Origin of the sequence: Occultella aeris, from assembly GCF_902703175.1 — a bacterium.
Lineage (GTDB): Bacteria > Actinomycetota > Actinomycetes > Actinomycetales > Beutenbergiaceae > Occultella > Occultella aeris.
The window spans coordinates 76,434-100,393 of sequence record NZ_CACRYJ010000025.1; the positions used below are offsets into that span (position 1 = coordinate 76,434).

21 protein-coding genes are annotated in these 23,960 nt (G+C 69.5%); 6 read left to right on the top strand and 15 right to left on the bottom strand.

Features of this window, described 5'->3' with window-relative positions:
* From HALOF300_RS09105 to HALOF300_RS09125, 5 genes are read right to left on the bottom strand one after another with little or no spacing between them, the layout of a single operon-like run.
* Nucleotides 1-1,536, bottom strand: coding sequence for a lipopolysaccharide biosynthesis protein (locus HALOF300_RS09105; protein WP_231955192.1), 1,536 nt, complete (start codon nucleotides 1,534-1,536; stop codon nucleotides 1-3).
* A 19-nt stretch (nucleotides 1,537-1,555) separates the two neighbouring features.
* Nucleotides 1,556-4,165 carry a DUF1349 domain-containing protein gene (locus HALOF300_RS09110; RefSeq protein ID WP_197522424.1) on the bottom strand — a complete coding sequence of 870 codons (2,610 nt, stop codon included), beginning with the start codon at nucleotides 4,163-4,165 and terminating at the stop codon, nucleotides 1,556-1,558.
* 59 nt (nucleotides 4,166-4,224) lie between these two features.
* Nucleotides 4,225-5,172, bottom strand: coding sequence for a glycosyltransferase family 2 protein (locus HALOF300_RS09115; RefSeq protein WP_156740646.1), 948 nt, complete (start codon nucleotides 5,170-5,172; stop codon nucleotides 4,225-4,227).
* Nucleotides 5,169-6,344: a class I SAM-dependent methyltransferase gene (locus tag HALOF300_RS09120; protein WP_156740647.1), complete on the bottom strand. Its 1,176-nt coding sequence runs from the start codon at nucleotides 6,342-6,344 to the stop codon at nucleotides 5,169-5,171. Before HALOF300_RS09120 ends, HALOF300_RS09115 begins: the two co-directional genes overlap by 4 nt.
* On the bottom strand, nucleotides 6,341-7,582 hold the full coding sequence (locus HALOF300_RS09125; RefSeq protein WP_231955167.1) for a glycosyltransferase family 4 protein: 1,242 nt from the start codon (nucleotides 7,580-7,582) through the stop codon (nucleotides 6,341-6,343). Before HALOF300_RS09125 ends, HALOF300_RS09120 begins: the two co-directional genes overlap by 4 nt.
* A 324-nt stretch (nucleotides 7,583-7,906) precedes the next feature.
* Between HALOF300_RS09125 and HALOF300_RS09130 the strand changes: the two genes are divergently transcribed.
* The 6 genes from HALOF300_RS09130 to HALOF300_RS09155 all read left to right on the top strand — a co-directional run bounded on the left by HALOF300_RS09130 (nucleotide 7,907) and on the right by HALOF300_RS09155 (nucleotide 12,192).
* Complete coding sequence (locus tag HALOF300_RS09130) at nucleotides 7,907-8,734, top strand: glycosyltransferase (protein ID WP_156740648.1); 828 nt, start codon at nucleotides 7,907-7,909, stop codon at nucleotides 8,732-8,734.
* 316 nt (nucleotides 8,735-9,050) lie between these two features.
* Nucleotides 9,051-9,314, top strand: a complete 264-nt coding sequence (locus HALOF300_RS09135; protein ID WP_156740649.1) for a PqqD family protein — start codon at nucleotides 9,051-9,053, stop codon at nucleotides 9,312-9,314.
* A 70-nt stretch (nucleotides 9,315-9,384) separates the two neighbouring features.
* Nucleotides 9,385-9,510: a lasso RiPP family leader peptide-containing protein gene (locus HALOF300_RS09140; RefSeq protein WP_133107788.1), complete on the top strand. Its 126-nt coding sequence runs from the start codon at nucleotides 9,385-9,387 to the stop codon at nucleotides 9,508-9,510.
* Between the two features lie 104 nt (nucleotides 9,511-9,614).
* Nucleotides 9,615-10,781, top strand: coding sequence for an asparagine synthase-related protein (locus HALOF300_RS09145; RefSeq protein WP_197522425.1), 1,167 nt, complete (start codon nucleotides 9,615-9,617; stop codon nucleotides 10,779-10,781).
* Nucleotides 10,782-10,783: 2 nt separating this feature from the next.
* Entirely contained in the window at nucleotides 10,784-11,230 is a 447-nt protein-coding gene (locus HALOF300_RS09150) for a lasso peptide biosynthesis B2 protein (protein ID WP_269455273.1), read from the top strand.
* Nucleotides 11,227-12,192, top strand: a complete 966-nt coding sequence (locus HALOF300_RS09155; protein WP_156740651.1) for a phosphoenolpyruvate carboxykinase (ATP) — start codon at nucleotides 11,227-11,229, stop codon at nucleotides 12,190-12,192. Before HALOF300_RS09150 ends, HALOF300_RS09155 begins: the two co-directional genes overlap by 4 nt.
* On the opposite strand, the gene HALOF300_RS09160 is transcribed toward HALOF300_RS09155, so the two are convergent.
* From HALOF300_RS09160 to HALOF300_RS09205, 10 genes are all read right to left on the bottom strand, one after another.
* Complete coding sequence (locus HALOF300_RS09160) at nucleotides 12,156-13,280, bottom strand: nucleotidyltransferase domain-containing protein (protein ID WP_197522427.1); 1,125 nt, start codon at nucleotides 13,278-13,280, stop codon at nucleotides 12,156-12,158. The two genes, HALOF300_RS09155 and HALOF300_RS09160, sit on opposite strands and share 37 nt — an antisense overlap.
* 172 nt (nucleotides 13,281-13,452) lie before the next feature.
* Entirely contained in the window at nucleotides 13,453-14,130 is a 678-nt protein-coding gene (locus HALOF300_RS09165; protein ID WP_156740653.1) for a class I SAM-dependent methyltransferase, read from the bottom strand.
* Nucleotides 14,131-14,504: 374 nt separating this feature from the next.
* Nucleotides 14,505-15,500 carry a dihydroxyacetone kinase subunit DhaK gene (locus HALOF300_RS09170; RefSeq protein WP_156740654.1) on the bottom strand — a complete coding sequence of 332 codons (996 nt, stop codon included), beginning with the start codon at nucleotides 15,498-15,500 and terminating at the stop codon, nucleotides 14,505-14,507.
* A complete protein-coding gene (gene dhaL, locus HALOF300_RS09175; RefSeq protein ID WP_156740655.1) occupies nucleotides 15,497-16,156 on the bottom strand; it encodes a dihydroxyacetone kinase subunit DhaL in 660 nt (219 codons plus the stop codon). Before dhaL ends, HALOF300_RS09170 begins: the two co-directional genes overlap by 4 nt.
* Nucleotides 16,157-16,192: 36 nt before the next feature.
* Nucleotides 16,193-16,966, bottom strand: a complete 774-nt coding sequence (locus HALOF300_RS09180) for an HAD-IA family hydrolase (protein ID WP_156740656.1) — start codon at nucleotides 16,964-16,966, stop codon at nucleotides 16,193-16,195.
* Nucleotides 16,963-17,820: a class II fructose-bisphosphate aldolase gene (locus tag HALOF300_RS09185; RefSeq protein WP_156740657.1), complete on the bottom strand. Its 858-nt coding sequence runs from the start codon at nucleotides 17,818-17,820 to the stop codon at nucleotides 16,963-16,965. The genes HALOF300_RS09180 and HALOF300_RS09185 overlap by 4 nt, the downstream gene beginning before the upstream one ends.
* 16 nt (nucleotides 17,821-17,836) lie before the next feature.
* On the bottom strand, nucleotides 17,837-18,814 hold the full coding sequence (locus HALOF300_RS09190; protein ID WP_156740658.1) for a sugar-binding transcriptional regulator: 978 nt from the start codon (nucleotides 18,812-18,814) through the stop codon (nucleotides 17,837-17,839).
* A 100-nt stretch (nucleotides 18,815-18,914) separates the two neighbouring features.
* Nucleotides 18,915-20,975, bottom strand: a complete 2,061-nt coding sequence (locus HALOF300_RS09195) for a patatin-like phospholipase family protein (protein WP_156740659.1) — start codon at nucleotides 20,973-20,975, stop codon at nucleotides 18,915-18,917.
* A 24-nt stretch (nucleotides 20,976-20,999) separates the two neighbouring features.
* Nucleotides 21,000-21,845: an HNH endonuclease family protein gene (locus HALOF300_RS09200; protein ID WP_156740660.1), complete on the bottom strand. Its 846-nt coding sequence runs from the start codon at nucleotides 21,843-21,845 to the stop codon at nucleotides 21,000-21,002.
* Nucleotides 21,846-21,850: 5 nt separating this feature from the next.
* Nucleotides 21,851-23,944 (bottom strand): AAA family ATPase, encoded by a 2,094-nt coding sequence (locus HALOF300_RS09205; protein WP_156740661.1) that lies wholly within the window; start codon nucleotides 23,942-23,944, stop codon nucleotides 21,851-21,853.
* Nucleotides 23,945-23,960: the final 16 nt, after the last annotated feature.

Sequence of the window (23,960 nt, forward strand, 5' to 3'; positions counted from 1 at the left end):
TCACGCCCCGTCAGGTCCGCCTTCCTCGCCCGCTGGAACGGCCCGAGACTTGCGCCCTCGCCGGACCACTGTGAGCAGCTCGGATATCTCGCGGCGTGCACTCGGCCATGCGAACACAGCACCCGCCCAGACCGCGAGGCCCGTCGCGACTTCGGCTGTGAGCAGGGAGATCGGCGGCAGATCGGCGGCCAACGCTCGCATGCCGATCACTGCTCCCAGGACGATCGTCGAGATCACCACCGGGCGCACCATCGCCAGCAGTGGGTCAGCCACCTTCACTGGGGTCCCATGGGTCGCGACGGCGAAGGCGGGCACGAACATCACCACCTGACCGATCGCGTACGCAATGGCGACGCCCTCGATGCCCCACCGCACTCCCAGAATGAATGAGGCGATCGTGACGACGCTTGCGGCAATCGACCAACGCGCGTAGGACGTGGTGTGCCCAGAACTCACCCAGAGCCACCCCGCGGTGGTCGAGACGAGTTGGACAAAACTCGCGATCGCCAGGATCTGGAAGACCGGTGCCGCCGCCGTCCATTGGTGACCGAGAAACACTTCGATGACCTCGAGCGCGCTGACTGCGAGTATGACGACGAATGGCATTCCGAGGTGCGCAAGTCCGCTCACCGTCTTTCGGTAAGTCGACCGGTAGCGCTCTGGCTCATCCTGGAGTGCGGAGAGGGTCGGAACCATCACAGCGCTGATCGGAGTCTTGAGCTGCCTCAGCGGCAGCGTCAGCAACGAGTAAGCCTTCGTGTATAGACCCAATGCTCCAGCATCCATGAAACGCCCGATGATGACGTTGTCCGCCTGCCTGGAAAAGGTCGAGAACAGGTTCGCAATCGTGACATTCGAACCGAACTTGAGCAGGGAGAACGAATCCCGGAACCCTCGCGGTCGGGATGGTCGCCACGGAACTGCGAGCCACAGCACGAGGGTGCCGAACAGAACAGCGGTCAAGTTCTGGATCACCAGTGCCCACACGCCCAGCCCGGCGAATGCAGCGATGACCGCAGCTACGCAGGACAGGAGACCCGCTGTCGTGTTACGGATCGCGAGGGTTCGGAACTGCAGGCGTCTATTCAGAAGGGCTCCATGCTGCACGGCCAGCCCAGAGAACACGTAGCCTCCCCCGAGCGCAACACAAACCCACACCAGATCCGGCTCGCCGTAGAACGCCGCCAATCCGAAGCCGCTGAGGCCGACCGCGACGCCGAGAACTACTCCCACCACCGCATTGATCCAGAAGAGCGCATTGACCTGCGACCAGGTGAGACTCTCACTCTGAACGACCGCTTGACTGAGTCCGAGGTTGCGGAACTGGTTGACGACGACCGTGAGCGTGAGCGCCATCGCCATCAGTCCGAACTGATCCGGAGTCAACAGGCGTGCCAAGATCATCGTGGTCCCGAGTTGGATCGCGTAACTGGACCAGACACCCAGGAACGACCAGCTCATCCCGCGAGTGACCGTCCGGCCGACGCCACCCGAAGGAAGGCCCCGTTCGAGACCCTCGTCGACTTTCGGTTGCACGTCCGTCAACTCAGGGACCCTATCTCGGCTCGATGACGACGTCGCCGAACGTCGCATCTACGTGGTGCGCGATGAGGGCGAACGAACCGGTGCTTGGGCCGGCGCCCGTGTAGGTCACCGTCCAACCATCTGCTTCCGATCCTCCGGCCGGATAGATGGTCAGGGTGTAGGTGCTTGTCGTGCTCGAGACCGTGTCGACGACTCCATGCATGATGTAGTCCTCGCCGATAGTCAGGGGCATCGCCTCCCAATCGCGACGAACGTAGCCATTGCCCCACAGTTCGAGCTTCGGCACGTCGTAGAAGCGATAGAAGGCGTATGCGCCGACTGTCCTGAAGTTTGAATCGGGCTGCGCTGTGCTTGAGGAAAGATGCCCCTGCCATCGAAGCGCCAACCCGACCATCGCCTCGTTGCTTAGGTAACTGCCCGCGCCCGGTCCAATCGCGTTCACGGTAAATGGAACCGTGACCTCATAATCCGTCCAGGAAAGCTCCCCGATCGCGACTAGTCGGTCATAGCCCGACGCACCGGCAGCAGTCCGCAGTCCATTGGCACCTACCGTCCATTCACCGTCGACAACTGTCGCCTGGTCGGTGAGCGGAGCGTCCGACCAGTCCACCGTGTAGGGCAAGGACAGCGTCGGCTCAACGACCCGCGTGATCGTGACGGTGGTCTGGGTGACGTCTCCCAGCTGGTCCTTGGCCGTCAGCACAAGGGAGTTGTTTCCGACGTTCAGGCCAGCCAGTGTCACCTCGGCATTGAAGTCTCCCGGGTACTGCAGACGTCGGTTGTCAGGTCCGATGGTGAGCGGCTTGGCCGACCCGCCGTTGAGCGAGTAGGTGAGACTGACGACACCGTCGGGGTCGGAGACCGTTCCGAGGATCGGCACCGCCGGCTGCGTGATGCCGTTCGCACCGTAGGTCTGGTGGTTTCCGTACCAGACATCGATCGTCGGGCCGCTGCTGGCCAGAGTCACGAAGGCCGTTTCGCCGGTCGTTGTCGCGTTGCCGGCGAGGTCTGTCGCCACGACTCGCGCCCGGTAGGAGGTCTGCGGCTGCAGCCCCGTGACGGTCGCGGAGTGCGTGAGGGCTGGGGAGTCGCTGGCGACCGATGCCCACGTGTTGGTGCCGCTTCGTGCGACCTGGACTACCCCCGTCGTCAACTCATTCGTGGTCCAGTTGACGCTCACGGCCCCGGAACCTGCGGTGACACCGGTCACGCTCACGCTCGGTGGAGTGGAGTCGGGCGGCGCGCCACCGTCCTCAGGGGTGATCGGTGAGTCGGCGTTGAAGGCGTAGTCGACGAGTGCAGTGAACGCAGGGTTGTTGCCCTCGATGCCCGCATAGGGTCCGACCGCCGTCACGCTCAGCTGTTGATTCGCAGTACCGATCGTCGTCCAGGTCGTCCCATTGGATGAAGTCCGGAATGTCCACGTGGACCCTGACCGACTCACCTGAAGGTATGCCTCGCCCGTCAGGGTGATCTTCTTGCTGAGGACTTTCACCGACGCAGAATTGGTCGTTGACGCCATGTACGCGAATGTCGAACTCCCGTCGCTGTACACACTGAACCGGAGCCACCGAGAAGCGGACTCCTGCACGAGGAGACCCTGATCCTGATACCGCTGGGTCGGCAAGGAGTCGAAGTTCAGAATCACGCTGAAGTCCTCATCCGCCACCGACTGCAGCACGCGCGTCGCTCCGTTCGAGCCCCAAGCGCCGCGCGTCTCGCCTGCGGGCAACGAGATCGCGAGTCGCGCGTCCTGGGTCCCCGCGCCGGCCACGGCCACCTGAGCCCCACCGATCGGATCGACGACCTGCCACATCGGATCCAGGGCCGCCGACGAGAAGTCGTCTGAGACGAACCCATCACCGGTTGTCGGGTCCGGTTCGGGGGTCGGGTCCGGGTCAGGGGTCGGCGTCGGGTCTGGGGTCGGCGTCGGGTCTGGGGTCGGCGTCGGGTCCGGGCTAGGAGTCGGATCCGGCGTAGATCCGTCAGAAGTCAGCGCGAAGTAGTCGACGATAGCGCTCCACGGTGGCGCAGTGCCATTGCTCGTGGAAGCCGTCGAGCCGGCATACGGCCCGGCACTGGTGACTGTGAGAGCCGCCGTAGCGGTTGCCACTGTTGACCATGATGAGCCGTTCGAGGACCACTGGAACGTCCATGAGGACCCTTCGCCCGTGACGCGTAGCCAGACGGAGGAGGCAGACGTCCGAATGACCGGATTGGCGACTGTGGTTGTCTGCCCACCAGTCGTCGAGCCGACGTAGGCGAGAAGCTTGCTTCCGTTGCTGTACACGCTGAACCGCAACCAGCGACCGTCATCCTGCCGGATCAGGAGTCCCTGGTCCTGGTACTTGGCAGTGGGGATCGAGTCGAACTTCGCCTCGACCACAAGGTCGCTGCCACCCACCGGGGTCATCAGCCGGGCCGCCGTGTTGTCATCGGAGGCGTCGCTGCTGGGCCCAGCCGGGAGTTCGATCCGCAGTTGCCCGCCACCGACCGATGCTGTGGCTGTTTCCTGCGGGTGTTCCAGCGTCCAGACGCCGGAGTTGAGCGACGTGCCGTTGAAGTCATCGCGGAGCGTGGCTGCCGACGCCGGTGTCGGTGTCGCCGCGACACCTGACACCGCTAGCGCGAGGGCTGTCAGGGCCAGGAGCACTGGCCTGGCGTGGGCTGGTCTGGTCCTCATCGTGCTACCTCAGTCCTGCTCTGGTCGGAAGCGGTTGCTACAGATGCATAGAAGCCGCGAACGGCACCACCACGAAGGCGCCGGCGTGCCCGCCATAACGCCACACCCGCGTTCCGCTTCATCCAAGCGGCACTGAATGCTGCCGCCGTGCGTACTCTCGGCACTATCGCCTCTCTGCGGGTAAGGATCCAACGATTGATGTCCACGAACACACGCGTCATCGGCGGCACCACGCCGGCCGAGCGATGCGGGTCGAAGAAGGCGGCGACGGCTCGCCGGTTGTGGGCGCCTAGGCTCGCGCTCTCTCCGACCACGCGTCGGTAGAAGAGCCGGTCCGGAACCTCTCGAATCTGGCCGGCCACCGCCATCTGGGCGAGATAGGTGACATCCGAGGACCGGTTCGCTGTGATCAGCGTCGTGTCGCTGCGCATGACCGCGGTTCGCGCCACTCCGAAGCATGGATTGCAGAGCCACCGCTTCGCAGCGAACTGGCGTAGCCGTTCCCACGGCTGAGGCTGGGTGAGGTGCAGCCCATCGGCGTGATCACGGATCCGCACACCTCGATCGTCGATGAGGGTGGTCCCGGCATACGCGAGGACCGCCTCCGGGTGTCTGTCGAGTTCGTTGATGCAGGCCGACACATACGTCGGAGCGATCAGGTCGTCGGCGGCAGCCCACTTGAAGAGTTCGCCACGGGCGGCGGTCACGAGTCGGTTGTAGTTCCACGCGGCCCCGTGGTTCTCATCGCTGAGTTCGAGGATGATCCGCTCGTCGCGTGTGGCGAAGTCACAAAGGATGTCTCGGGTGCCGTCGGTCGAGGCGTTGTCTCCGACGATGAGTTCGAAGTCGGTGAAGTCCTGCGCCAGGATGCTTTCCAGCGTCTCGGCGAGGTGGGCTTCGCCGTTGTAGACGGGGAGCCCGATGGTCAGCCGGGGCGTGCTCACAGTGCCTCCACGGTCGGCGCGAGTCCGAGGTCGGTCAGTTCGGTGACGATCTCCGTGCGGTAGGCGCCGTTCATCACGATCACGAGTGCGGGCTCCGCGTCGGTGAGGTCCTTCGGCGCGAGCACACGGTGGCCGGTGCCGGCCATGTACTGGTTCTGCTTGAACGGGTTGATGTCGACCACGCCGTCCACGAGGGCGGCGTCCGCACCCAGTGCGGCGAGGAACGCGACCCCCTTCGACCCGCCGCCCCAGATGACGGTTCGGCCGCCCCTCGCAGTCACGGTCCGGATCCGGTCCCGCCAGTGCTCGACCATCGTCCGGTGGCCGCGCGCGAATCGCGCGGCGGCCTCGGCGAGCGCTGCCGGGTCTTCCTCGATCGGGAGCGCCACTGCTGCGCCACCGGCCGTCGGCCGGGCCTCGACGAGCAGGGTCTGGTCGGAGTACGCCCGCGTGATGCTGAGCACGTCGAACCCGGCAGCACGGAACAGCCGGCCGACCGATCCCGCGGAGAAGTAGGAGCTGTGTTCGTAGTAGACGTCCCAGAACGCGACCTCGTCCAGGACCCGCTGCACGTCGGGCACCTCGAACAGCAGCACGGTGCGCTCGACGTCGGTGACCGCGGACCTGATGGACTCCAGGAAGTCCCGGACCGGGGCGATGTGTTCGAGCGTGTGCCGGCAGATGATGGCGTCCGCGTCCAGCTCGGGCAGGTCCTGCGGGAAGAGTCCCTGGATCCAGGTGACGGGGACGTCGTCGGTGATCCGGGCGGGCTGCACGCCCGGGTCCACGCCGATGCCGGCGCCGATCCCGGCGCGAGCCATCTCCACCAGGAACTCGCCCTTGCCGCAGCCGATCTCGACGACGGTCCCGCCCGTCAACGCGTAGCGCTCGACCCAGTCCGTGGCCAGGTCATGGATGAAGGCCTGGAACGTCGGCGAGAATCCCTGCGTCTCCTCGTAGTCCTGCGAATACGTGGTCAGTGCCGGGTCGTAGCGGCAGTTCCAGATGAGTCCGCAGACAGGGCACAACGCCAGCTCCAGGTCCCCCTTCGGGAAGTCGACGGCGGCGGCCCGGTCCCCGAGAAGGAGGCAGCTGTTGACCGGCACCGGTTCGCCCACATGGAAGGGCTCGGGTGCCGCGGCACCGCAGGCGGGGCAGGTGCGGGCGGTCACGGGGTGACTCGTTCCGCGAGGTCACGGCGCTGGGTCTCGTCACTGCGGGGTGCGCCCGAGCGCCTTCTGCGACCCAGGAGGCCGTCGAAGACGCCCACGTAGGCACGCGCCTGGATCGACCAGGCCAACTCGTTCTCGATGCGGCTCCGACCGATCCGTCCCATCTCCGTCCGCCGCTGGGGATCGTCGAGGAGGTCGGCAATCGCCTGCGCGGACTGCGCGGGATCGTCACCAGAGACGTACACGGCCGCGTCACCGGCGCAGCGACGGGTCTCTCGCAGGTCCGTCGCGACGACCGGGATCTCGTGGGCCATGTACTCGAGGGTCTTGTTCATCGTCGAGCGGTGGTTGAACTCGTTCTGCGGGTCCGGCGTCACACCGAGGTCGGCGGTGGACAGCCAGCGGCCCAGCTCGTCGTGGTCCACCTTGCCGGTGAACGTCACCCACGCATCGAGGCCACGGGCGCTGGCGTCAGCCTTGAGGTCCTCGAGGCTGTCACCGAAGCCGAGCAGGGCGAACCGGGTGTCCTCCCGGCCGAGGTCGTGCACGTAGTTGTCGATGGTCGCCAGGAGTCCGTCGACCCCGTCCTGCGGACCCATGATGCCCACGTAGCAGACCAGGTGCTCGCGTCCGTCACGCAGTTCCGGATGTGGCTCTCTGCGGCGCATCCGGTCCGCGTCAGGGGTGCTCATCACCACGGCGGTCCGGCCGGCGGGCACGCCACCGCGTTCGAGGGCGACATCCCGATAGGCGGGGTTCGGTGAGATCACGCGGTCCGCGACCCGGTAGGTCATGGCCTCCAGGAACAGCAGCGCGCGGTGCAGCACGCCACGCGTGCCGAAGCGGGCCTCGTAGACCTCCGGGCAGAGGTCGTGCTGATCGAACACGTATCGCCGGCCACGCAGCTTCCAGAGCGCCCCGAGGAGCCAGTAGGTGTCCGGCGGGTTGCAGGCCTGAAGCACGTCGAAGCCACGCTCGCGGTTCACCTTGATCGACAGCCGTGCGGTCTGCAGCCAGCACAGCGCGAACTCGCGGAAGTAACTGATCAGCCCGGAACTCTCGGGCGGCGGGGCGTAGGAGTACACGTGGACACCGTCGGCCACATGCCGGTCGGCCTCGCCGGCCGTCTCCTTCGGGCAGATGACGCTCACCTCGTAACCGGCACGCACCAGGGCGGCGCACTCGGTCCGGACCCTACGGTCGATCCGAAGCGGCAGATTCTGGATCACGATCAGCACGCGTGGCTTCCGCCCGGAGGCCACGCCGGCAGCGACCGACGCCCTTCCGTTCCGGCGATTCCACATGTGTCCGCTCTCCTGTCATTGGTTGCAGGTGGCGGGGGAACTCACCGACGCGAGTGTGCACGGCCCAACGGGCCGCGACCTCACCTCGCTCGATCCCCCGAACGCAGTGCTGCTCCTTGCAACGTACTGAGGACGCCCAGCCCTCGATAGGTGATGGACGGGTGAACTTCCCCCACCTTCAGCCATCACCCCGGGGTGAGGGGAGGATGGGGACGCATTCCCTCACAAGCCCTCCCATGGGCGGGGGATACTCAGCGCGTGGTCTCAATCATCATTCCGGCGCACAACGAGGAGCGGTCGCTGCCTCGGCTGTTGGATGCGCTCCAACGCGCCGGCGGATCCCCGTCCGAGATCGTGGTCGTGGCGAATGGCTGCTCTGACCGGACCGCGGACATCGCCCGTGACCGCGAGGTCACCGTGATCGAGACACCGGTGCCGTCGAAGATCCGCGCCCTCGCACTCGGAGACCAGCAGGCCACGTCCTTCCCACGGATCTATGTCGACGGCGACGTGGTGCTCGGCGCCGACGACGCGCGCGCCCTCTGCGACGCACTCACCGGGCGGATCCAGGCCGCGGGTCCGACCAGGCACCTGCCGATGGACGGGGTGTCAGCACCGGTCCGCTGGTACTACGACGTGTGGCAACGGCTGGACGGCGTCCGGAGCGAGTTGTACGGACGCGGTGTGATCGCCGTGAGCGAGCAGGGCCACGCCCGGATCCGGGACTGGCCGGAGACCATGTCCGACGACCTACACCTGGCCATGAGCTTCGCCCCCGAAGAGCGCACCGTGGTGCCCGGAGCCCGGGTCACGATCAGGCCGCCGAAGACCTACGGCGACCTGTTGCGCCGGCGGGTCCGTGCGATGACCGGAAACACCCGCATGTCGGCTGCGCCCGGCGCACCGCCAGTCCGTGGCGCCGGTGCGACTCCGGCGGCGCTCGCCCGGATGGCCATGGCCGAACCTCGACTGCTGCCCGGGATGATCGTCTTCGTGGCCACCGCGGCGATTTCGAAACTGCTGGGCCGCCGAGCGGCGCGGCGCGGTGACACCACGTGGCTACGGGATGAGAGCAGCCGCCGCTGACGCCCCACGGCCCGCGTGTGGGCCAAGCTGCGCTCCTCGGCAACGGCTGCGTTGATGACGCGCTGCCCGTCAGGTCCACTCCCGTCCGCGGCGTCTGCCGCCAGCAAGAGGCACGCAGAAGGACGTTCCGAACCGCATCGGCACGACTCTCAACCGCCGCGTCGGTGGCCTCACACCCTCTCACCCCCTGGTGAGCGGAATTCCCACCAAAGGTCACCCCCCAGTCACCCGACGCTTCTTCACCCGCTCCCCTAGATTCCGGAGTGTTCGAGCAGCAACTACCGGCTGTAGCCATCGGGGCATGGGGAGATACGACGTGAAGTTACGTAGAGACGGCGTCACCTGGCGTGAGATCGACGGGGAGATGGTCATCCTCGATCTGAAGACGTCCAAGTACCTGACCACGAACCGCGCCGGCACCACGCTCGTCAGGTTGCTCGCCGAGGACCGCAGCACCGGTGATCTCACCGACGCGCTGGTCACCGAGTTCGGTATCAGCACCGATCAGGCCGCCGGCGACGTAGCCACGTTCGTGGACTCCCTCGAGCAACGAGGGCTGCTGCAGGACGCCGCGCGCTGATGCGCTCCAGATTTCCGGCACATCCAGGCCGGGGCCACACCGCTACACCGCGAGGGGAGGTGACATCACCATGTACGAATCTCCGATGATCCAGGAGGTCGGCTCCGTCCGCGACCTCACGCTGGGCGAGGGCTGGGCCGGGAGCGACGACACGTTCCTGTACTTCATCCGGTACGGGACCGACCCGTCCTCCTGACCGCGATGGGAGCGGGCTCGTTGGCCGATGCTGGTCAACGAGCCCGCTCCATTTCTCAGCGCGACCGGCGCGAACAACCCAGATCGACTCGATTGGACCATGACATGACGGAAGCGCCCCCGGTGGACGGCTACGTCCGATCCGACGCTTTCGAAGTGGCGACCTGCTGGAAGTACGGACTGACTGAGCCGACGCCGCTCCCGTCCCCGCTGCAGTCTCCGCGCTCCGCGCTGGAAGCGGCAATCCTGCCCACGCTGGTGGACGGCACCTGCTACGTGACGTTCTCCGGCGGCCGCGACTCGTCGGCGATCCTCGCGGTCGCGACCGATCTGGCCAGGCGGGAAGGGCTGCCCGACCCCGTTGCTGTGACGCGCCGCTACCCGAACGTCCCGGATTCGGACGAGTCCGAGTGGCAGGACCTGGTCATCGAGCACCTCGGCCTCGGCGACTGGCTCAAGCTGGAGTTCACCGACGACGAGACCGACCTGCTCGGCCCCGCCGCCCAGGCGAGCGTGCGACGTCATGGTCTGCTCTGGCCACCCGCGGTCCACAGTCACGGCCTGGTCTACAGCCACCTGACCGGCGGGACGATGCTGACCGGCGAAGGCGGCGACGAGGTACTCGGCGCACGTCGAGTCACGCCGCTCACCCTGCTGCGCCGCCGCCGCCGCCCGACCCGCACCCTCCTGCGCGGTGCGGCGCAAGCACTCTCACCGTCCGTGGTGCGCCGGCATCAGATACGCCGCGACCTGGAATCGGCGCGGCTGCAGCACTGGCTCCGCCCCGAAACCAAGGACCGCCACCTGCGGCTGATGGCCGCCGACGAAGCCACGGAGCCCCTGCGCTACGACGCCGCCACCTGGTGGATCACCAGGCGCCGCAGCTGGACGACGATGGCGACGAACCAGGCCCTGATCGCGGGGACCTACCAGGTTCGCACCGCGAACCCGCTCCTCGACGCCGGCTTCGTCGCGGCCCTGGCCCATGCCGGAGCCACCTGGGGATTCAACGGCCGCACCGCGACGATGAAGGCGCTCTTCTCGGACGTGCTGCCACCGGCGTTGCTGGCCCGGCGGACCAAGGCCAGCTTCAACAAGGCCTATGCCGGCAGGTACACCCGCGAGTTCGCCCAGGGCTGGGACGGCTCGGGGGTCGACGACAGCCTCGTGGATCCGGAGATCCTGCGGGACGTCTGGCTCTCGGACGCCCCGACCATGTCGACCGCGATGCTTCTCCATCAGGCCTGGCTCTCCACCGCGGTGGCACAGTGAGCGTGCGTCGGCCCCCGTTCGGCGAGTGGCCGTGGATCGTCGCAACGCTTGCCCTCGCGATCGTGGCCGAACTGGGCCTGCGCACCGCGGGCCTGCCACGCCTCGCCCGCGCGTTCGGAACCCCGCTTCGCACTGAGGAGCCCACGCGCGCGGAATCGGCTCACCCCGCTGGCCCTCCGGTCCTGGATGACCGGGCCCGGCGCCAGGTGCGCGCCACTCGCCGGGTGATGCGTCACTGGCCGTTCGGCGACACGTGCCTGCGCCAGGCCCTCATCAGCGGCGCCCTGCTGCGCCGGCTCGGGCCGGAGTTGCTCGTGGGCGTGGCCAAGATCGATGGCCAGGTGCGCGCGCATGCCTGGCTCGAGATCAATGGCGGCATCCTCGACCCGCTGGGTGCTGCCTCGTCCTACACACCGTTGCTCTCACTCGATGCCATGGACACGAAATGAACATCACGAAGCTGTACGGCCTAAACCTCGACTCCGAACTGCCACTGCATCAGACGAGGCCGGCCGACGGTCCGACCGACGTGACGATCCGGCTCGGTGCACCCATGGAGGCCACCGAGGACGTACCTCCCGGCCGCGTGCTGCTCCATCTCGACGGCGACAAGCAGTACTACTCCGCCACGGACACCGGATCGGGCTACCTGCTCCGGTTCTACCGGACCTGCGACTTCGAACTCGACCAGGACCTCACCACGGTGACGGTCCGACTCGTGCACGGCGCCGACCCCGCACGTGCGGGCGTACTCGCCGCGGGGACGATGCTCTCCTTCCTCCTGGCCATGCGCGGTCGGCCGGTGCTGCACGCGAGCGCGGTACAGATCGGCGACTCCGCTCTCGCATTCGTGGGCCGGTCCGGCATGGGCAAGTCCACGATGGCGACGCTGATGTGCGCCGACGGAGCCCGTCTCATCACCGACGACGTGCTCCACCTCGACCTCGAGGCGGCACCGCCCCGGTGTCACCTCGGCGCGACCGAAGTTCGTCTGCGCAAGGCGGCCGGCGACCTCGCGGCCCGGTTCACCGTCCCGCCCGTGCACCGGGTCACCGGCGACGACCGGGACGCGCTCGCGACACGTCCGGCTGAGACCGATCGACTGCCGCTGCGCGCGATCGTGATACCGGCGCCAGACCACTCGGACCAGGAGCGGGAGCCCGAGTTCATCCGCGTGTCTCAGCGGGACGCGCTACTGCATCTCCTGATGTTCCCCCGCATCGTGGGCTGGGAGGATCCCGCCGCCGTGGACCAGCAGTTCCAGCACCTCAGCGACGTAGTCGAGACGGTTCCGGTCTACGTCGCCCGGCTGCCCTGGGGGCCGCCCTTCCCGACTTCCATCGCCGCGCAGGTGCTTGCCGCGGTGGGGCTCGATCAGCCGGTCGCCTCGGTCTCGACACCAGCCAGGTAGACCTCGAGCGCTGCCTCATCCGCTCGGAGCCGGGCGGACTTCGGGACCGCAGGCGTCCGCCGGGTCCGTTCGCGCACGCCGAGCAGCGCGTTGTGGCCGGCTGCGGCAACCGTGCGCGTAGCGCCCGGCTGCGCGGCCCGGGCCACCAGCCGCGCCAGGCCCGGTTCCTGACGTGCGTCCGGTACTGGGGCGACCCGATCCACGACCGCCGTCAGGGCACCGAAAGCTCCGGACAGGCCCAGACGACGGTTCAGGTCCTCGGGTGCGGAGGTGGTGCCGAGGACGCGCCGGGCGCGTGCCAGGACCAGGGCGACGTGCGGCTCGGCGCGCCAGGCCTTCGCTCGGCGAGCCACCTCGTCCCAGTCCTCGATCTGGGCCGCCAGCCGGTCCGCGTCCACGAGGAGGAGGAGTCTGTTCGCACCGGTCAGCGCTGCGTGCAGGCAGACATGCACCAGTGCGTCGGCCGGTGACAGGGCCCAGGCCCGGTTCAGGCCCAGCACGACCGCCGCCTTCCGATCCAGGAGTTCACTCGTCGGTACCGCGAACCGCGCTCGCCGCACCGCCATGTTGATCATGGACCAGTGCAGGTCCATCAGCAGGCCGGACGGACTGACCCAGTGCATCTCCCCCGGCGTCCGGGGGTTGCGGAGCATGTCGTCATAGTCGGCGATCGTCCAGCCGGCCGCGAGGAGCCGGCGCGCGACCTCACGCAGGTCGTTGGGATCAACCAGGGTGTCGACGTCGTGGTAGGTCCGCAGCCCCTGCGCGGGATGGGCCGTCTCGGACAGGAACGGGCCCTTGAACGTCACCCAGTCGATGTCCTCGAGGATGCTGCCGAACTCGTCGAGCATGATCGTGGCCCGGATGTGCACCCCCATGGCGTGGTCCCTGTCGGGCCTCAGGAGCGCCGCATCCTCCGGGGCACGGTCCCTGAGCGCGAGGTGCACGAGTGGCGCCACCCGGTGGTACCGAGCTGCCTGGATCAGGTCCGACCGTGCGGCCTCCCCTGGCGAGGCGAGGCCGCGCTCGCCCCGACCGACGGCCACCAGCAGGTCCGAGACCGCCTGCTTCGTCCGGCGATCGACCACAGGAACTCCCGGCGTCTTCGGGCGGTCCCCGGGCGGGGGACGGCGATGATCGGTGGCCCTGCGCTCATCCGGCAGGTGACGAAAGGCTAGCGTGGGCTGCCCTGTCGCGAGGCTGGAATGGCGCGGATCCGCGCACCCGGACGGCGACACCAGCTCTCGGCACCGGCGTCCGTCAGGACGTCTTGATCACGTGCACGAGACAGCCCGGGACGGCGGCGTCCGGACGCCGGTCCGCCTCCGGGGTGGCCCGGGCGAACCGTGCCACCTCGTGCTGGACGGGGAGCAGGTGCGGCAGCTGCGCTCGTCCGTCCCGGAAGATGGCGTGCCCGCCGACCGCGAGCGCGGGCCACCAGTTCTCGATCTCGGCACGGATCCCGTCACCGGAGACGGAGGCGTCGAAGAACACCAGGTCGAACGGGTCCTCACCCGGTTCGTGCAGTCGCGTGTCACCGACGACCAGCTCGACCTGCTCCCGCAGCCCCAGCCGGTCGAGTACCTGCTCCAGCTCCGGTCCCCAGACGTCCTGCTTGGGATTGCCGTCGATCGAGGTCACCCGAGCACCGCTCGCCGCGTAGAACACGGTGGAGCCACCACGGAAGCGGCCGAGTTCGGCGACCCGCGGTCGGTCGAGCGCGGTCAGGATCCGGTAGAGGTACGCGGCCTCGTCGAGGTCCAGCCGGGTGAACCGGTGGTTCAGCCAGTTCGAGGAGAACAGCCAGACCAGGTCCTCGAAGTGTTCCACCGGCGCCCGGAAACCTGGCTCCGCCTGGGCGACGTCCCAGTCCGCAACGCGCGCCATCCGGTCCGAGAGCGAGAGCAGGAGCTCCGCACGCACGTGTGGGTCGCGCATCGCTGCTCTGACCACGGCGAGGCCGACGCGGCTACCGACCAGAGCCGAGGCGAGGCTACGTCCCGTCGAACGCACCCCGGAACCGGCCGCTCTCGGCGGCCCGAGCCAGATGCGGTCGGAGACGGGTGATCCCGCCGAACGCGACGGCGGGAAGCTGCGCTTGAGTGTCGATAGCACCACGTGGGCTCCCCCAAGAGTTCGGTCATGTCGCGGCGCGGGCGCGCCGAGACGATTTCGACGGTGGCCCCGCCATCACGTTCCTGACGGGATGAACGCTAACGCCGACTGGGGCAACCGGTGGGCCGAATGCTCGGCTGACGCAAACCAGATCCTGCCGGGGCCGATCGGCCCCGGCAGGCAGGCCCCGGTGCCGCTCAGAAGATTCGGTTCGACACCTCCGCCGGCGCGAGCAGCAACTCCTTGAGCTCGTCGTCGACCTTCAGCAGGGTCAGCGAGGCGCCGGCCATGTCCAGGGAGGTGCAGTACTCCCCGACGTAACTGCGGAACACCGAGATGCCCTGGTCCGCGAGCTTGCGGTGGGCGATCCCGTAGAGCAGGTACTGCTCGCTGATCGGGGTGCCACCGAGACCGTTGACCATCAGGGCGACCTCGTCGCCGGAGGAGTACGGCAGATCCGGCACCACCGCGTCGAGGAGGATGTCGACGATCTCGTCGGCACTGGCGAGCTTGACGCGTTCGCGGCCCGGTTCGCCGTGGATGCCGATCCCGACCTCCATCTCGTCGTCACCGATCTCGAACAGGGGTGTGCCACGTTCGGGCGGGGTGCAGGAGGTGAGCGCGATGCCCATGCTGCGCACGGACGCGATCACCTTCTCCCCGATCCGGACCAGTTCCTCCAGTTCGGCGCCGTTCTCCGACGCGGCCCCGGTGGCCTTGATGACGAAGAAGTTACCCGCCACGCCACGGCGCCCGACGGTCCAGGTGGAGTCCTTGACAGCGACGTCGTCATCGACGAGCAGGGCGCCGACCTTCATGCCGTCGGCCTCGCACATCTCCTTGGCCATTTCCCACGCGGTGCGGTCGCCGGTGTAGTTGTTGACCAGGTGCAGGATGCCCTTCGGGGAGTAGAGCAGCTTGGACGTCTCGTAGACGAACTCCACGGGAGGCCCCGCGAACACGTCGCCGGGGCACGCGCCGTCGAGCATGCCCTTCCCGACGATCATGGTGTGCGCGGGCTCGTGACCGGAACCGGAGCCCTGGATGATGCTGACCTTGTTGTCGTTCGGCGCGTCGGCCCGGTAGATGAGGTTGTAGCGCGGGTCGTAGTCGAGTGCCCCGCCACTGGCGAGCTGGATGCCGGTGAGCATCTCGGGGACGAACTGCCGTGGGTCGTTGACGAACTTCTTCACTGTCCGGCTCCTTGCCGTGAGTCGCGCCACGCGGCGCTGATGTCCTGCAGGATCACCCCGATGGCGGTCGCCCCCGCGTCCACCGATGCGCGGCTGCGTTCGCCCGTGTAGGCGGCGCGGCCACGTTTCGCGAGCATGCCCAGCGTCGCCTCCGCGGCGGAGACGGCCACGTCGGCTGCCTTCTGCACGGCGGCGACACCGCCGTCGTCGAACCCCTCCGTGATGCTGGCCTCCAGCGAGTCGACCGCAGGCACCAGGGCATCGAGCAGGGTCTTGTCCCCCAGTTCTGCCTGCCCCCGCTGGGAGATCCCGGTGATCGAGGCCCGCAGGACCTCGATCAGTTCCGGCCCGGTGAGGCTGGTGCGCTCCCCCGCCGTCGCCGCCGCACGCATGAACGCCGTGCCCCAGATCGGCCCGCTGACTCCGCCGACCTTGCCGGCGATGACGAACCCGACCTTCTTCAGCAGCGCCCCCACGCTGGTGTGGTCGAAGGAGTCGAGGTCGCTGCCGACCACCTCGAACCCGTTCCGCAGCGAGAACCCGAAGTCGCCGTCCCCTGCCACGGCGTCCAGTTGGGCGAATTCCTCGGCGTTGTCCACGATGGTCCGTGCCATCGTGCGCAGGACGAGGTCGACGTCGTCGTTCGTATCCGTCATGCCTACCCTCCTTGGTCGGTGCGGTGCTGGTGTGATTCACTCCAGGCAGCTGAGCAGGTCGGTCAGTCCGATCACGGTGTCGGGCCGCGCGGCGCCCCGGTTGGCCAGGACGAGGGCGGGCTCCCCGCCGGGGTCACCGAGCGAGGTGACCACCAGGACGGCTTCGTCGTTCGGTTCGGTTCGCGTGTACCCGTTCACCGTCAGCACGCACCGCAGGCCCGCGCCGGTGGCGGCGAGCAGCCCGTTGCGGGAGTCCTCGATGACCAGGGTCCTGCTCGGGTCCGCCCCGAGCCGCTCGAGCGCGAGCAGGTAGATGTCCGGTGCCGGCTTCTTCGCCGGCACCACGTCACCGGCGAGGATCGCGTCGAACGCCTCGGCTCGCCGCTGCCCGACCGCCTGGGTCAGGATGGCGCGCACGGACGCCTCCGCGGAGGTGGAGGCGACGGCGAGCGGCCAGCCGGCGTCCTGGGCGGCGGTGATGATCCGGGTGATGCCGGGCCGGGGCGGCAACGCGCCATCGGCGACCAGCCGCGTGTACCGAGCCGTCTTGTCCTGGTGCCAGGCCGCGATCATCGCCGCCTGCTCGTCGCGGTCGGTGGGCAGGTTGTTCGCGGCGACGAACTCGGGGGTGAGCTCGCTCGCCATCCGCTCCTTGCCGCCGGCGATCTGCAGCTTGGTGGCGTAGTCGGCCTCGCTCCAGTGCAGGGGTACCCCGAAGTGTTCGAACGTGGCGTTGAACGCGACCCGGTGCCCGTCCCGTTCGGTGTCCGCGAGCACGCCGTCGCAGTCGAAGATCAGGGTGGCGCTCACGAGACCCAGGCCTTCCCGGCGCTGCCGAACATCCGGATGTGCTCGGCCGCCATCTCCTCAACCGCCTTGGTCTGCGCCCGGAACAGCGACGGCGGGTCGTACTTGCCCGGGTTGGCGCTCATGTAGTCGTAACCCGAGGCCATGAACCGGATCTTCAGGGCCGTGGAGATGTTCACCTTCGCGCAGCCCCGGGCGATCAGGTCGCTGAACTGCGCCGCGCTCATCCCGGTCCCGCCGTGCAGCGCCACCGGGATCCCGGCCGCCTCGACGATTTCGGTGACCCGCTTGTTGTCCAGGGTGGGCGCGGCCCGGTACATGCCGTGGGCGTTGCCGATGGCGGGCGCGAAGACGTCCACGCCGGTGGCCTCGATGAAGGCCAGCGCGGTCTCCAGGCTGAGTTCGGGCGGCGGGGCGTCCCCGGCCAGATCCTCCACCCGGGCGAACGGTTCGATCTCGCCCTCGACGAGCGCGCCGTACTCCCGAGCCTGCTCGACGACCTCGACGCACTGCCGCTGGTTCTCCTCGACGCTCAGCTTCGAGCCGTCGAAGAGCACCGAGTTCCACCCGGCCTCCAGGCACGCGGTGATCAGGTCCCGGTCCGGGCAGTGGTCCAGGTGCAGCGCCACCGGCACGCTCACCCCCTCGGCGAGCTCGGCCCAGAGCGCGTACAGCACGTTCACGCCCATCGCCTCGACGGTCTTCACCGAGGTCTGCACGATGAGCGGCGCCCGCAGTTCCTGCGCCGCGGCGAGCACGGCCGCCATCGTCAGGTCGTTCACGACATTGATCGCGGCGACCCCGTACCGGTCCTCGAATGCACGGTCCACGATGTCCTGCGTGGGCACGATCGGCATCATCCACCTCCGATTCTCATGACCCCTGCGCCCGGTCGGTCACTGCCAGCTCGAGGACGGCCCGGGCGTTCGGCTCGTCCACCACGAGCGCGTCGACGATGCCGGCGCGCAACACCCCGAGAATGGCGAGCGGCTTCTCCGGCCCGCACGCGACGGCCACGACGGCGGGGATCCGCCGCAGCTCCTCCAGCGACAACGCCATCACCCGTTCGAGGTGCGGCGCGGTGATCGCCCGCCCCGAGGCGTCCACGTACGTGCCGAGCACGTCCCCGACCGCACCGCGCGCCCGTAGCCGCGCGATCTCCGCGGCGGACAGGCACCCGGACCGCACCATGGTGCACTCGTCGTCGGTCCCGCCGATCCCCACCAGGGCCAGCGCCGCTCCCGCGGCAAGATCGAAAACGCCGCCGACGGCGTCCTGCTCGCGCAGTCTGTCCCGCACCTGTCCGTCGGCGACGTAGGCGGGCGCGTACAGGCTGTGCGCGGTGCCGTCGGAGGCGTCCGCGAGCGCCCGGGCGATCTCGTTCGGGTTGGTGGGGGCGTCCACGAGGGGCGATCCGCCCATGGCGCTGACGAAGACGCAGCCGGTCGCGGCCGGTCCTCGGAACGCCCCGGCGAGCGCGGCCAGGTCCCGGCCGTGCCCGACGGCCACCCGGACCCCGTCGGTGAGCCGTCGCTCCAGGTACCGGGCCGCGCTGCGACCCACGAGCGTGCGTTGCTCCGCTGCTCCCTCGGCGGCCGGTGCCACGATCGCGTGCCGGAGCCCGAAGGCCTCCGCGAGGCGGTCCTCGAGGTCGAGGTCGAGGCCCCGCGGGGTGTCGATGTGGATGTCGACCACGCCGGTGGTGCGGGCCCGCTCGAGCAGCCGGCCGACCTTGGGCCGGGACAGCGCGAACTCCTCGGCGATCTGTCCCTGCGTGCGGGCGTCGACGTAGGACCGGTACGCGATCCGGGCGAGCAACTCGTGCTCGTCAGGGTTCAGTCCCACGGGCATGGCCGCCTCCGACACCTGAGCATCCGCTCACCACTGAGCAGATGCTCGCCAAGGTAGCACCGTGCGAACGCTGAGCGGTAGGGGCGGACGCCGGAAGGCTTCAATACGGGAGACGACCCCCGCCCGGCCCGCCGCCAGGACCGAGCCCGGCACCGCCGTCGGGCATCAGCTCTTTCTCGGTGTCGGCGGCGAACGCGGCGTCCAGATCGGCGACCGTGGGCGCCTCGAACGTGGCCACGCCCTCCTCGGGGACCAGTCGTAGCCGCGGGGTGGGCCGTGGCGAGCCCTTCGCGACGGCGTCGTCGGCCCCCCAGTCGTCGATCAGCGTGAGCAGCTCGCCGACCAGGTGGTTGATCCGGTCCCGGGCTCCCGCGCCCGGCTTGTAGGAGGGCAGCGGCGCGGCCGCACCCGGCCCGGCAAGCTCGGCGTAGTCGGTCGCGCCGGCCACCGGCGTCCGGTAGCCGGCGCCCCACGCCCCGAGCCAGTTGCCCAGCCCGGTGGCCGAGGTCCGCATCCGGATCCACCGGTGGTTCTCGAACCCGAACCCGGGGGTGCCGCCCGGGTCGTCGCCGGCGAACTGGTCCACGAGTTTCGCGGCGCCGGCCCGGCCGCGGGCGGCGAGCGCGTCGACGATGTCCTTCGGCATGGACAGGTTCATCCCGCCCTCGTCGCCGGAGTGATAGATCGTGACCACCCGATCCCGGTAGCCGGGTAGCACGAGCTGGGCGTTGTCGACCCACACCTGGGACGTGGTCACCAGCGCGTGGGCGAACCCGAGCAGCCCGCCAAGGCCCGACGGCGTGAGCGTGTGCCAGTGCCGCAGCGCCCCGACCGCGTTGTGCGTGGGCAGGAACGTGTTCTTGGCCTGGTCGTCCTCGGGTTTGCGACCGGCGGCCAGCTGGCCCAGGTTGATCGCGAACGTGGGCCGCCGGGGCAGCGGGCTGTCGAAGAAGTGCACGGGCAGGTTCGCGCACAGGCCGCCGTCGGAGAACCAGTTCGGCTCGAACTCGGGGGCGGCGCCGATCGCCGCCAGCGCCTCGTCGATGCCTGCGTCCGGGTGCTCGCCCAGCCAGGCCTCGGCCGTCTTCCGGTACCTCGTGTTCACGCCCCTGCTGAAGTCGATCGACTCCAGCGGCACGGCGGAGATGAGCACCGGGAAACTCAGGCTCATCCGGGTCGCGACCACGACGGGCACGTCCCGCGGCGCCGGGAACGGCACCAGTGCGCGCCTACCGGCGTGCGCCCGGGTGAGCGCGGCGTAGCGGTCCTTCACGGTGCTCCCGGTCACGGCCGACGGGTGCTGCTCGATCCAGGCGACCACGTCCTCGGGGAAGTAGCGGCGCCACACCGCCGGGTCGATGTAGTAGCCGCCGCTGTCCCACGGCATCGCCATTGGCTGGTACCGGGTCACGTTCGTGGTCATCATCCGCAGCGTGATCCCGGCGTCGGCGAGCTGCCCGAACGTCACCGGGGCCTCGCCCGACGAGCCGGACCCGCTACCGCCGCGCCCGGCCATGGTCTGGATCCGCTCGTGCAGCCACGGCGTGAGCGCCGGCGCACCCTTACCGCCGTAGCCGGCCATCCCGGTGCACATCCCCCACCCCTGCAGCCGGCCGAGCAGCCCCGCGGCGCAGATCACCAGGCCGAACACCGCGCCGAGCAGCGCCAGGACCACCCCGGCCGCGACCCCGGCCCACCGGCCGCCGCCACCGCCCGAGACCCCGGCGAGCACCGCGAGGACCACGCCCGGCAGGGCGCCGAGCACCAGCGCCCACCAGAACCAGCGCAACGTCGCGAGCGCCTTCGCACGCACCGCCGTCGACCCCTTCGATCCCATCCCGGCGGTGGCGACCCCGAACAGCGGGGCCGCCGCCCGGGTCGGCTGGAACAGCCGGAACAGGGTGGACCCGCCGGCCGGCGAGGGCGCGGTGATGTCGTCCGGCATGCGCTCCAACTCGGCGAACCCGCCGGTGCCGCGTCCGAGTTCGGCGGCGGCGGCCGCGGCGGCGGCGATGGCCCCGGCGGACGCGCCGCCCACCGACCGGAGCCGGTAGGTGCGGGCGAGCTCGGTGACGGCCCGCGGGTAGATCACCCCGGAGGTGATCCCGCCCTTCATGACCAGGTCACACTCCAGTGTGGGGTCGGACCAGTCCGTGCTCATGACGACCTCCTCGGGTGGGGCGGTTCAGTCCGGCGGGAACAGCCGGTCGTAGTAGGCGGCGACGACCTGCCTGGTCATCGCGGTGTAGGGCGCGTCGTCGGCGACGAAGGTGGCCACGTCGGCGACGCCCCGTTCGAACTGCTCGCGCAGGCCCTGGTCCTGCGGGTGCCGGCCGATGGCCGCCTTCAGTGCAGCCAACGACTCGAGGTGACCGACGAGCTGGCGCACCACCCGCCGTCGGGCCTCGACCAGACCACGGCGCTGCAGCGCGCAGACCTTGATCGTGGTCTGCCCCTTGCGGCTCTCCCGGCCCGAGGCGTTGCGGCTCGCCCGCACCCAGCCCTCGTCGATGCCGGTGGTCTGCCACACGAACTCGAGGTGCTTCTCCGGGTGGTCGAGGTAGGGATGCAGCAGCAGCCGGTCCTCGCGGTCCTCCTGCCCGGGCCGGGTGGCGCGGCGGGACTCGGACGCGATCGGGAACGCGTTCGCCTTGCCGGCCGTCTCCTTGATGCCCGGCAGCTCCTGCGCCCGCGGGCTGTTGCAGTCGGTGCAGGAGGGCAGCAGGTTGTCCCAGTCCGAGGCGAGCCAGTAGTAGCCGGGCGGGGTGCGCGCCCCGTTGATGGTCACCTCGCCCTTGGGCCGATAGTGCTCGACGGCGAAGGGCTGGGTCGCGCCGTACGTCGACTCGCAGTAGGCGCACTTGTTCGCGAAGGCCCGCTCGAGCGCCTCCTTCACGTCGGGCGCCTTGTAGACGGAGTACCTGCCGTACTTGGCCGCACCGTCCCAGGTCGAGTAGAACGCGGCGGCCGCCGCACGCTCGCGCTCGGCCTTCGCCGAGGAGAGGGTCGGCGGCGCGGGCGGACGCGGCACCCGTCTCATCGCTGTGCCCCCGGCGCCCCTGGCAGCCGCGCCGTCCACAGCGCCGCGAGCTCGGAGGTGACCTCCGCCGAGGTGCGCGTCGCCTCGTCCCCGACCTGACGCCGTCGGGCGATGAACTCGTCCGCCGAGGCGAGCAGCAGCCGGTCCCGTTCGGTGCTGCCGAGCACCCCGATCGCGTCCAGCCGGGCGCGCACGTGCGCCAGCTGCGCCTCCTGGTCGGCGCCCCGTTCGGACAGGCCCTGGAGCTGGTAGTACTGCGCCCAGAGGTCGTCCAGCTCCGGGTCGTCGGTGCTGCCGAGGCCGAAGTGCTCGGAGGTGAGCAGCTGGTCCACGCGCATGCCCTGCACCGAGGGCAGGTCGGTGATCGCGATGACGTCGGCCTCGGCGTTGCGGCGGATCACCGTGACCTCGCCGTCGAGCAGGCCACGCAGGCAGAGCGGGTCGTGGGTGGACACGATGAACTGCACCCGCGGCATCAGGGTGCGCAGCGCGGTCACGATCCTCATCCGCCAGCGCGGGTGCAGATGGGCGCCGAGCTCGTCGATGAGCACGATCCCCTCCGCCAGGCCCACCTGTTCCCAGCGGGTCAGGACCGTGCGCAGCACATCGCAGGCGAGCACCAGCATGGACTGGTACCCGTCGCTGAGCTCGGTCAGCTCGGCCACGGAGGAGTGCTGGTGGATCCGGACGACCTTGCGGCGCCGGTCCGCCTCGATCTCGGCGGTGTCCTCGAGCGCGAGCAGATCCGCGAGGCCCGCGGCGACGTCGGTGAACACCGGCTCCGGCAGGGACAGCAGCCAGCTGGTGGGGTCGGTGAGTGGGCGGAACGGGTCGAACAGGTTGTCCACCCAGGCGCCGGAGCGGTCCGGACGGTCCGGACGCGCGGATGCCGGACCGCGGGGCAGCATCCGGGTGGCGCCGTACCCGAGGAGCAGCACCGGCGCGGCCTCGGGGCCGGTGAAGTCGGTGTCGCCCGTGCCCCAGGTCAGCTCGAACGGCTGCGGGTCACCGGTCAGGTAGACCTGCACCCGGCCGACCCGAGCGCGGTGGCGCAGGTACGCTCCGGCGTCCATCGCGAGCTCGCGCCGGTAGGCGCCGCCGATCAGGGTGAGCGCGATCGCGTGCAGGATCGAGGACTTGCCGCACCCGTTCTCGCCGAGCAGCACCGTCCACGGCCCGTGCTCGCTCGTGGACGTCGAGAAGTCCAGGTCGAGGTCCCGGATCGGCCGGAAGTTGCCGATGACCACCCGGTCGATCCACTTCGTGGCGCCGTAGTAGCTCGTCGCCTGGGTGGGGGCGAGCGGGAGGTTCAGGTCGTAGCTCGCGCGGGGCAGCGCCATGGCGGGCGTGTGCCCGACGCCGCGCTCGGTCATCGAGGGGAACGCGTCCGGGGTGAGGTTCGCGGTGGGGTCGCCAAGGCCGGGGCCGGCGGCCCCGGGACCGCCGCCGGGGGCCGGTGCGCCCGGGCCGCCAGGTCGCGCGCCGGGCCGCCCGCCGGCGTGCGGCCGGCTCATGGGCCGTTCGGGCTCGATCGAGCTGGCCCGCCGCGCCACCAGGGAGGACCGGTTCAGCGCGAGCACCTCGATGGTGACCCGGCCCCGTTCGGTGGTCCCGGCCACCGTCCCGTCCACCTGGTAGAGCAGGTGGGCGGCGAGGTCCTCCCGGCCGGGATCCAGGAGCAGCGCGTCCTCGACGGTCCACGGCTCCGGCGCGTCGGAGCGGACGCCGCGCACCGGGAACCGGCTGCCCTTGGCCCGGACACAGTCCGCGCACGCGGGGAGCAGGTTCGACCAGGTGTACTCGAGCCAGCGGTAGTGGTCCGGGCTGACCGTGCCGTCCTCGCCGACGGCGTTCCCGGGCGGGCGGTGGTGCGTCACCACCACGCTGTCGGAATCGATCGGGGTCTCGCAGTAGGCGCACCGCTCGCCCGTCATCGCCAGCAGCGCCGCGACCACCGCGGGTGCGGGCTGGACGTCCTCGCGGGCGCTCTTGGCAAGGGGTCTGTACTCGCCGGCGGTCTCGGGCGAGGTCGGATGCTCCGAGCGCGCGCGGGCGAACTCCTCGGGTTCTGCTGGGCGCACCAGTCTCATGGGACCTCCGCCGACC

Coding starts and splice junctions, on each gene's coding strand:
- HALOF300_RS09140 (WP_133107788.1), top strand. CDS start 9,385: ATGTACGAATCTCCGATGATCCAGGAGGTCGGCTCCGTCCGCGACCTC.
- HALOF300_RS09145 (WP_197522425.1), top strand. CDS start 9,615: ATGACGGAAGCGCCCCCGGTGGACGGCTACGTCCGATCCGACGCTTTC.
- HALOF300_RS09155 (WP_156740651.1), top strand. CDS start 11,227: ATGAACATCACGAAGCTGTACGGCCTAAACCTCGACTCCGAACTGCCA.
- HALOF300_RS09165 (WP_156740653.1), bottom strand. CDS start 14,130: ATGCGCGACCCACACGTGCGTGCGGAGCTCCTGCTCTCGCTCTCGGAC.
- dhaL (WP_156740655.1), bottom strand. CDS start 16,156: ATGACGGATACGAACGACGACGTCGACCTCGTCCTGCGCACGATGGCA.
- HALOF300_RS09185 (WP_156740657.1), bottom strand. CDS start 17,820: ATGCCGATCGTGCCCACGCAGGACATCGTGGACCGTGCATTCGAGGAC.
- HALOF300_RS09190 (WP_156740658.1), bottom strand. CDS start 18,814: ATGCCCGTGGGACTGAACCCTGACGAGCACGAGTTGCTCGCCCGGATC.
- HALOF300_RS09195 (WP_156740659.1), bottom strand. CDS start 20,975: ATGAGCACGGACTGGTCCGACCCCACACTGGAGTGTGACCTGGTCATG.
- HALOF300_RS09205 (WP_156740661.1), bottom strand. CDS start 23,944: ATGAGACTGGTGCGCCCAGCAGAACCCGAGGAGTTCGCCCGCGCGCGC.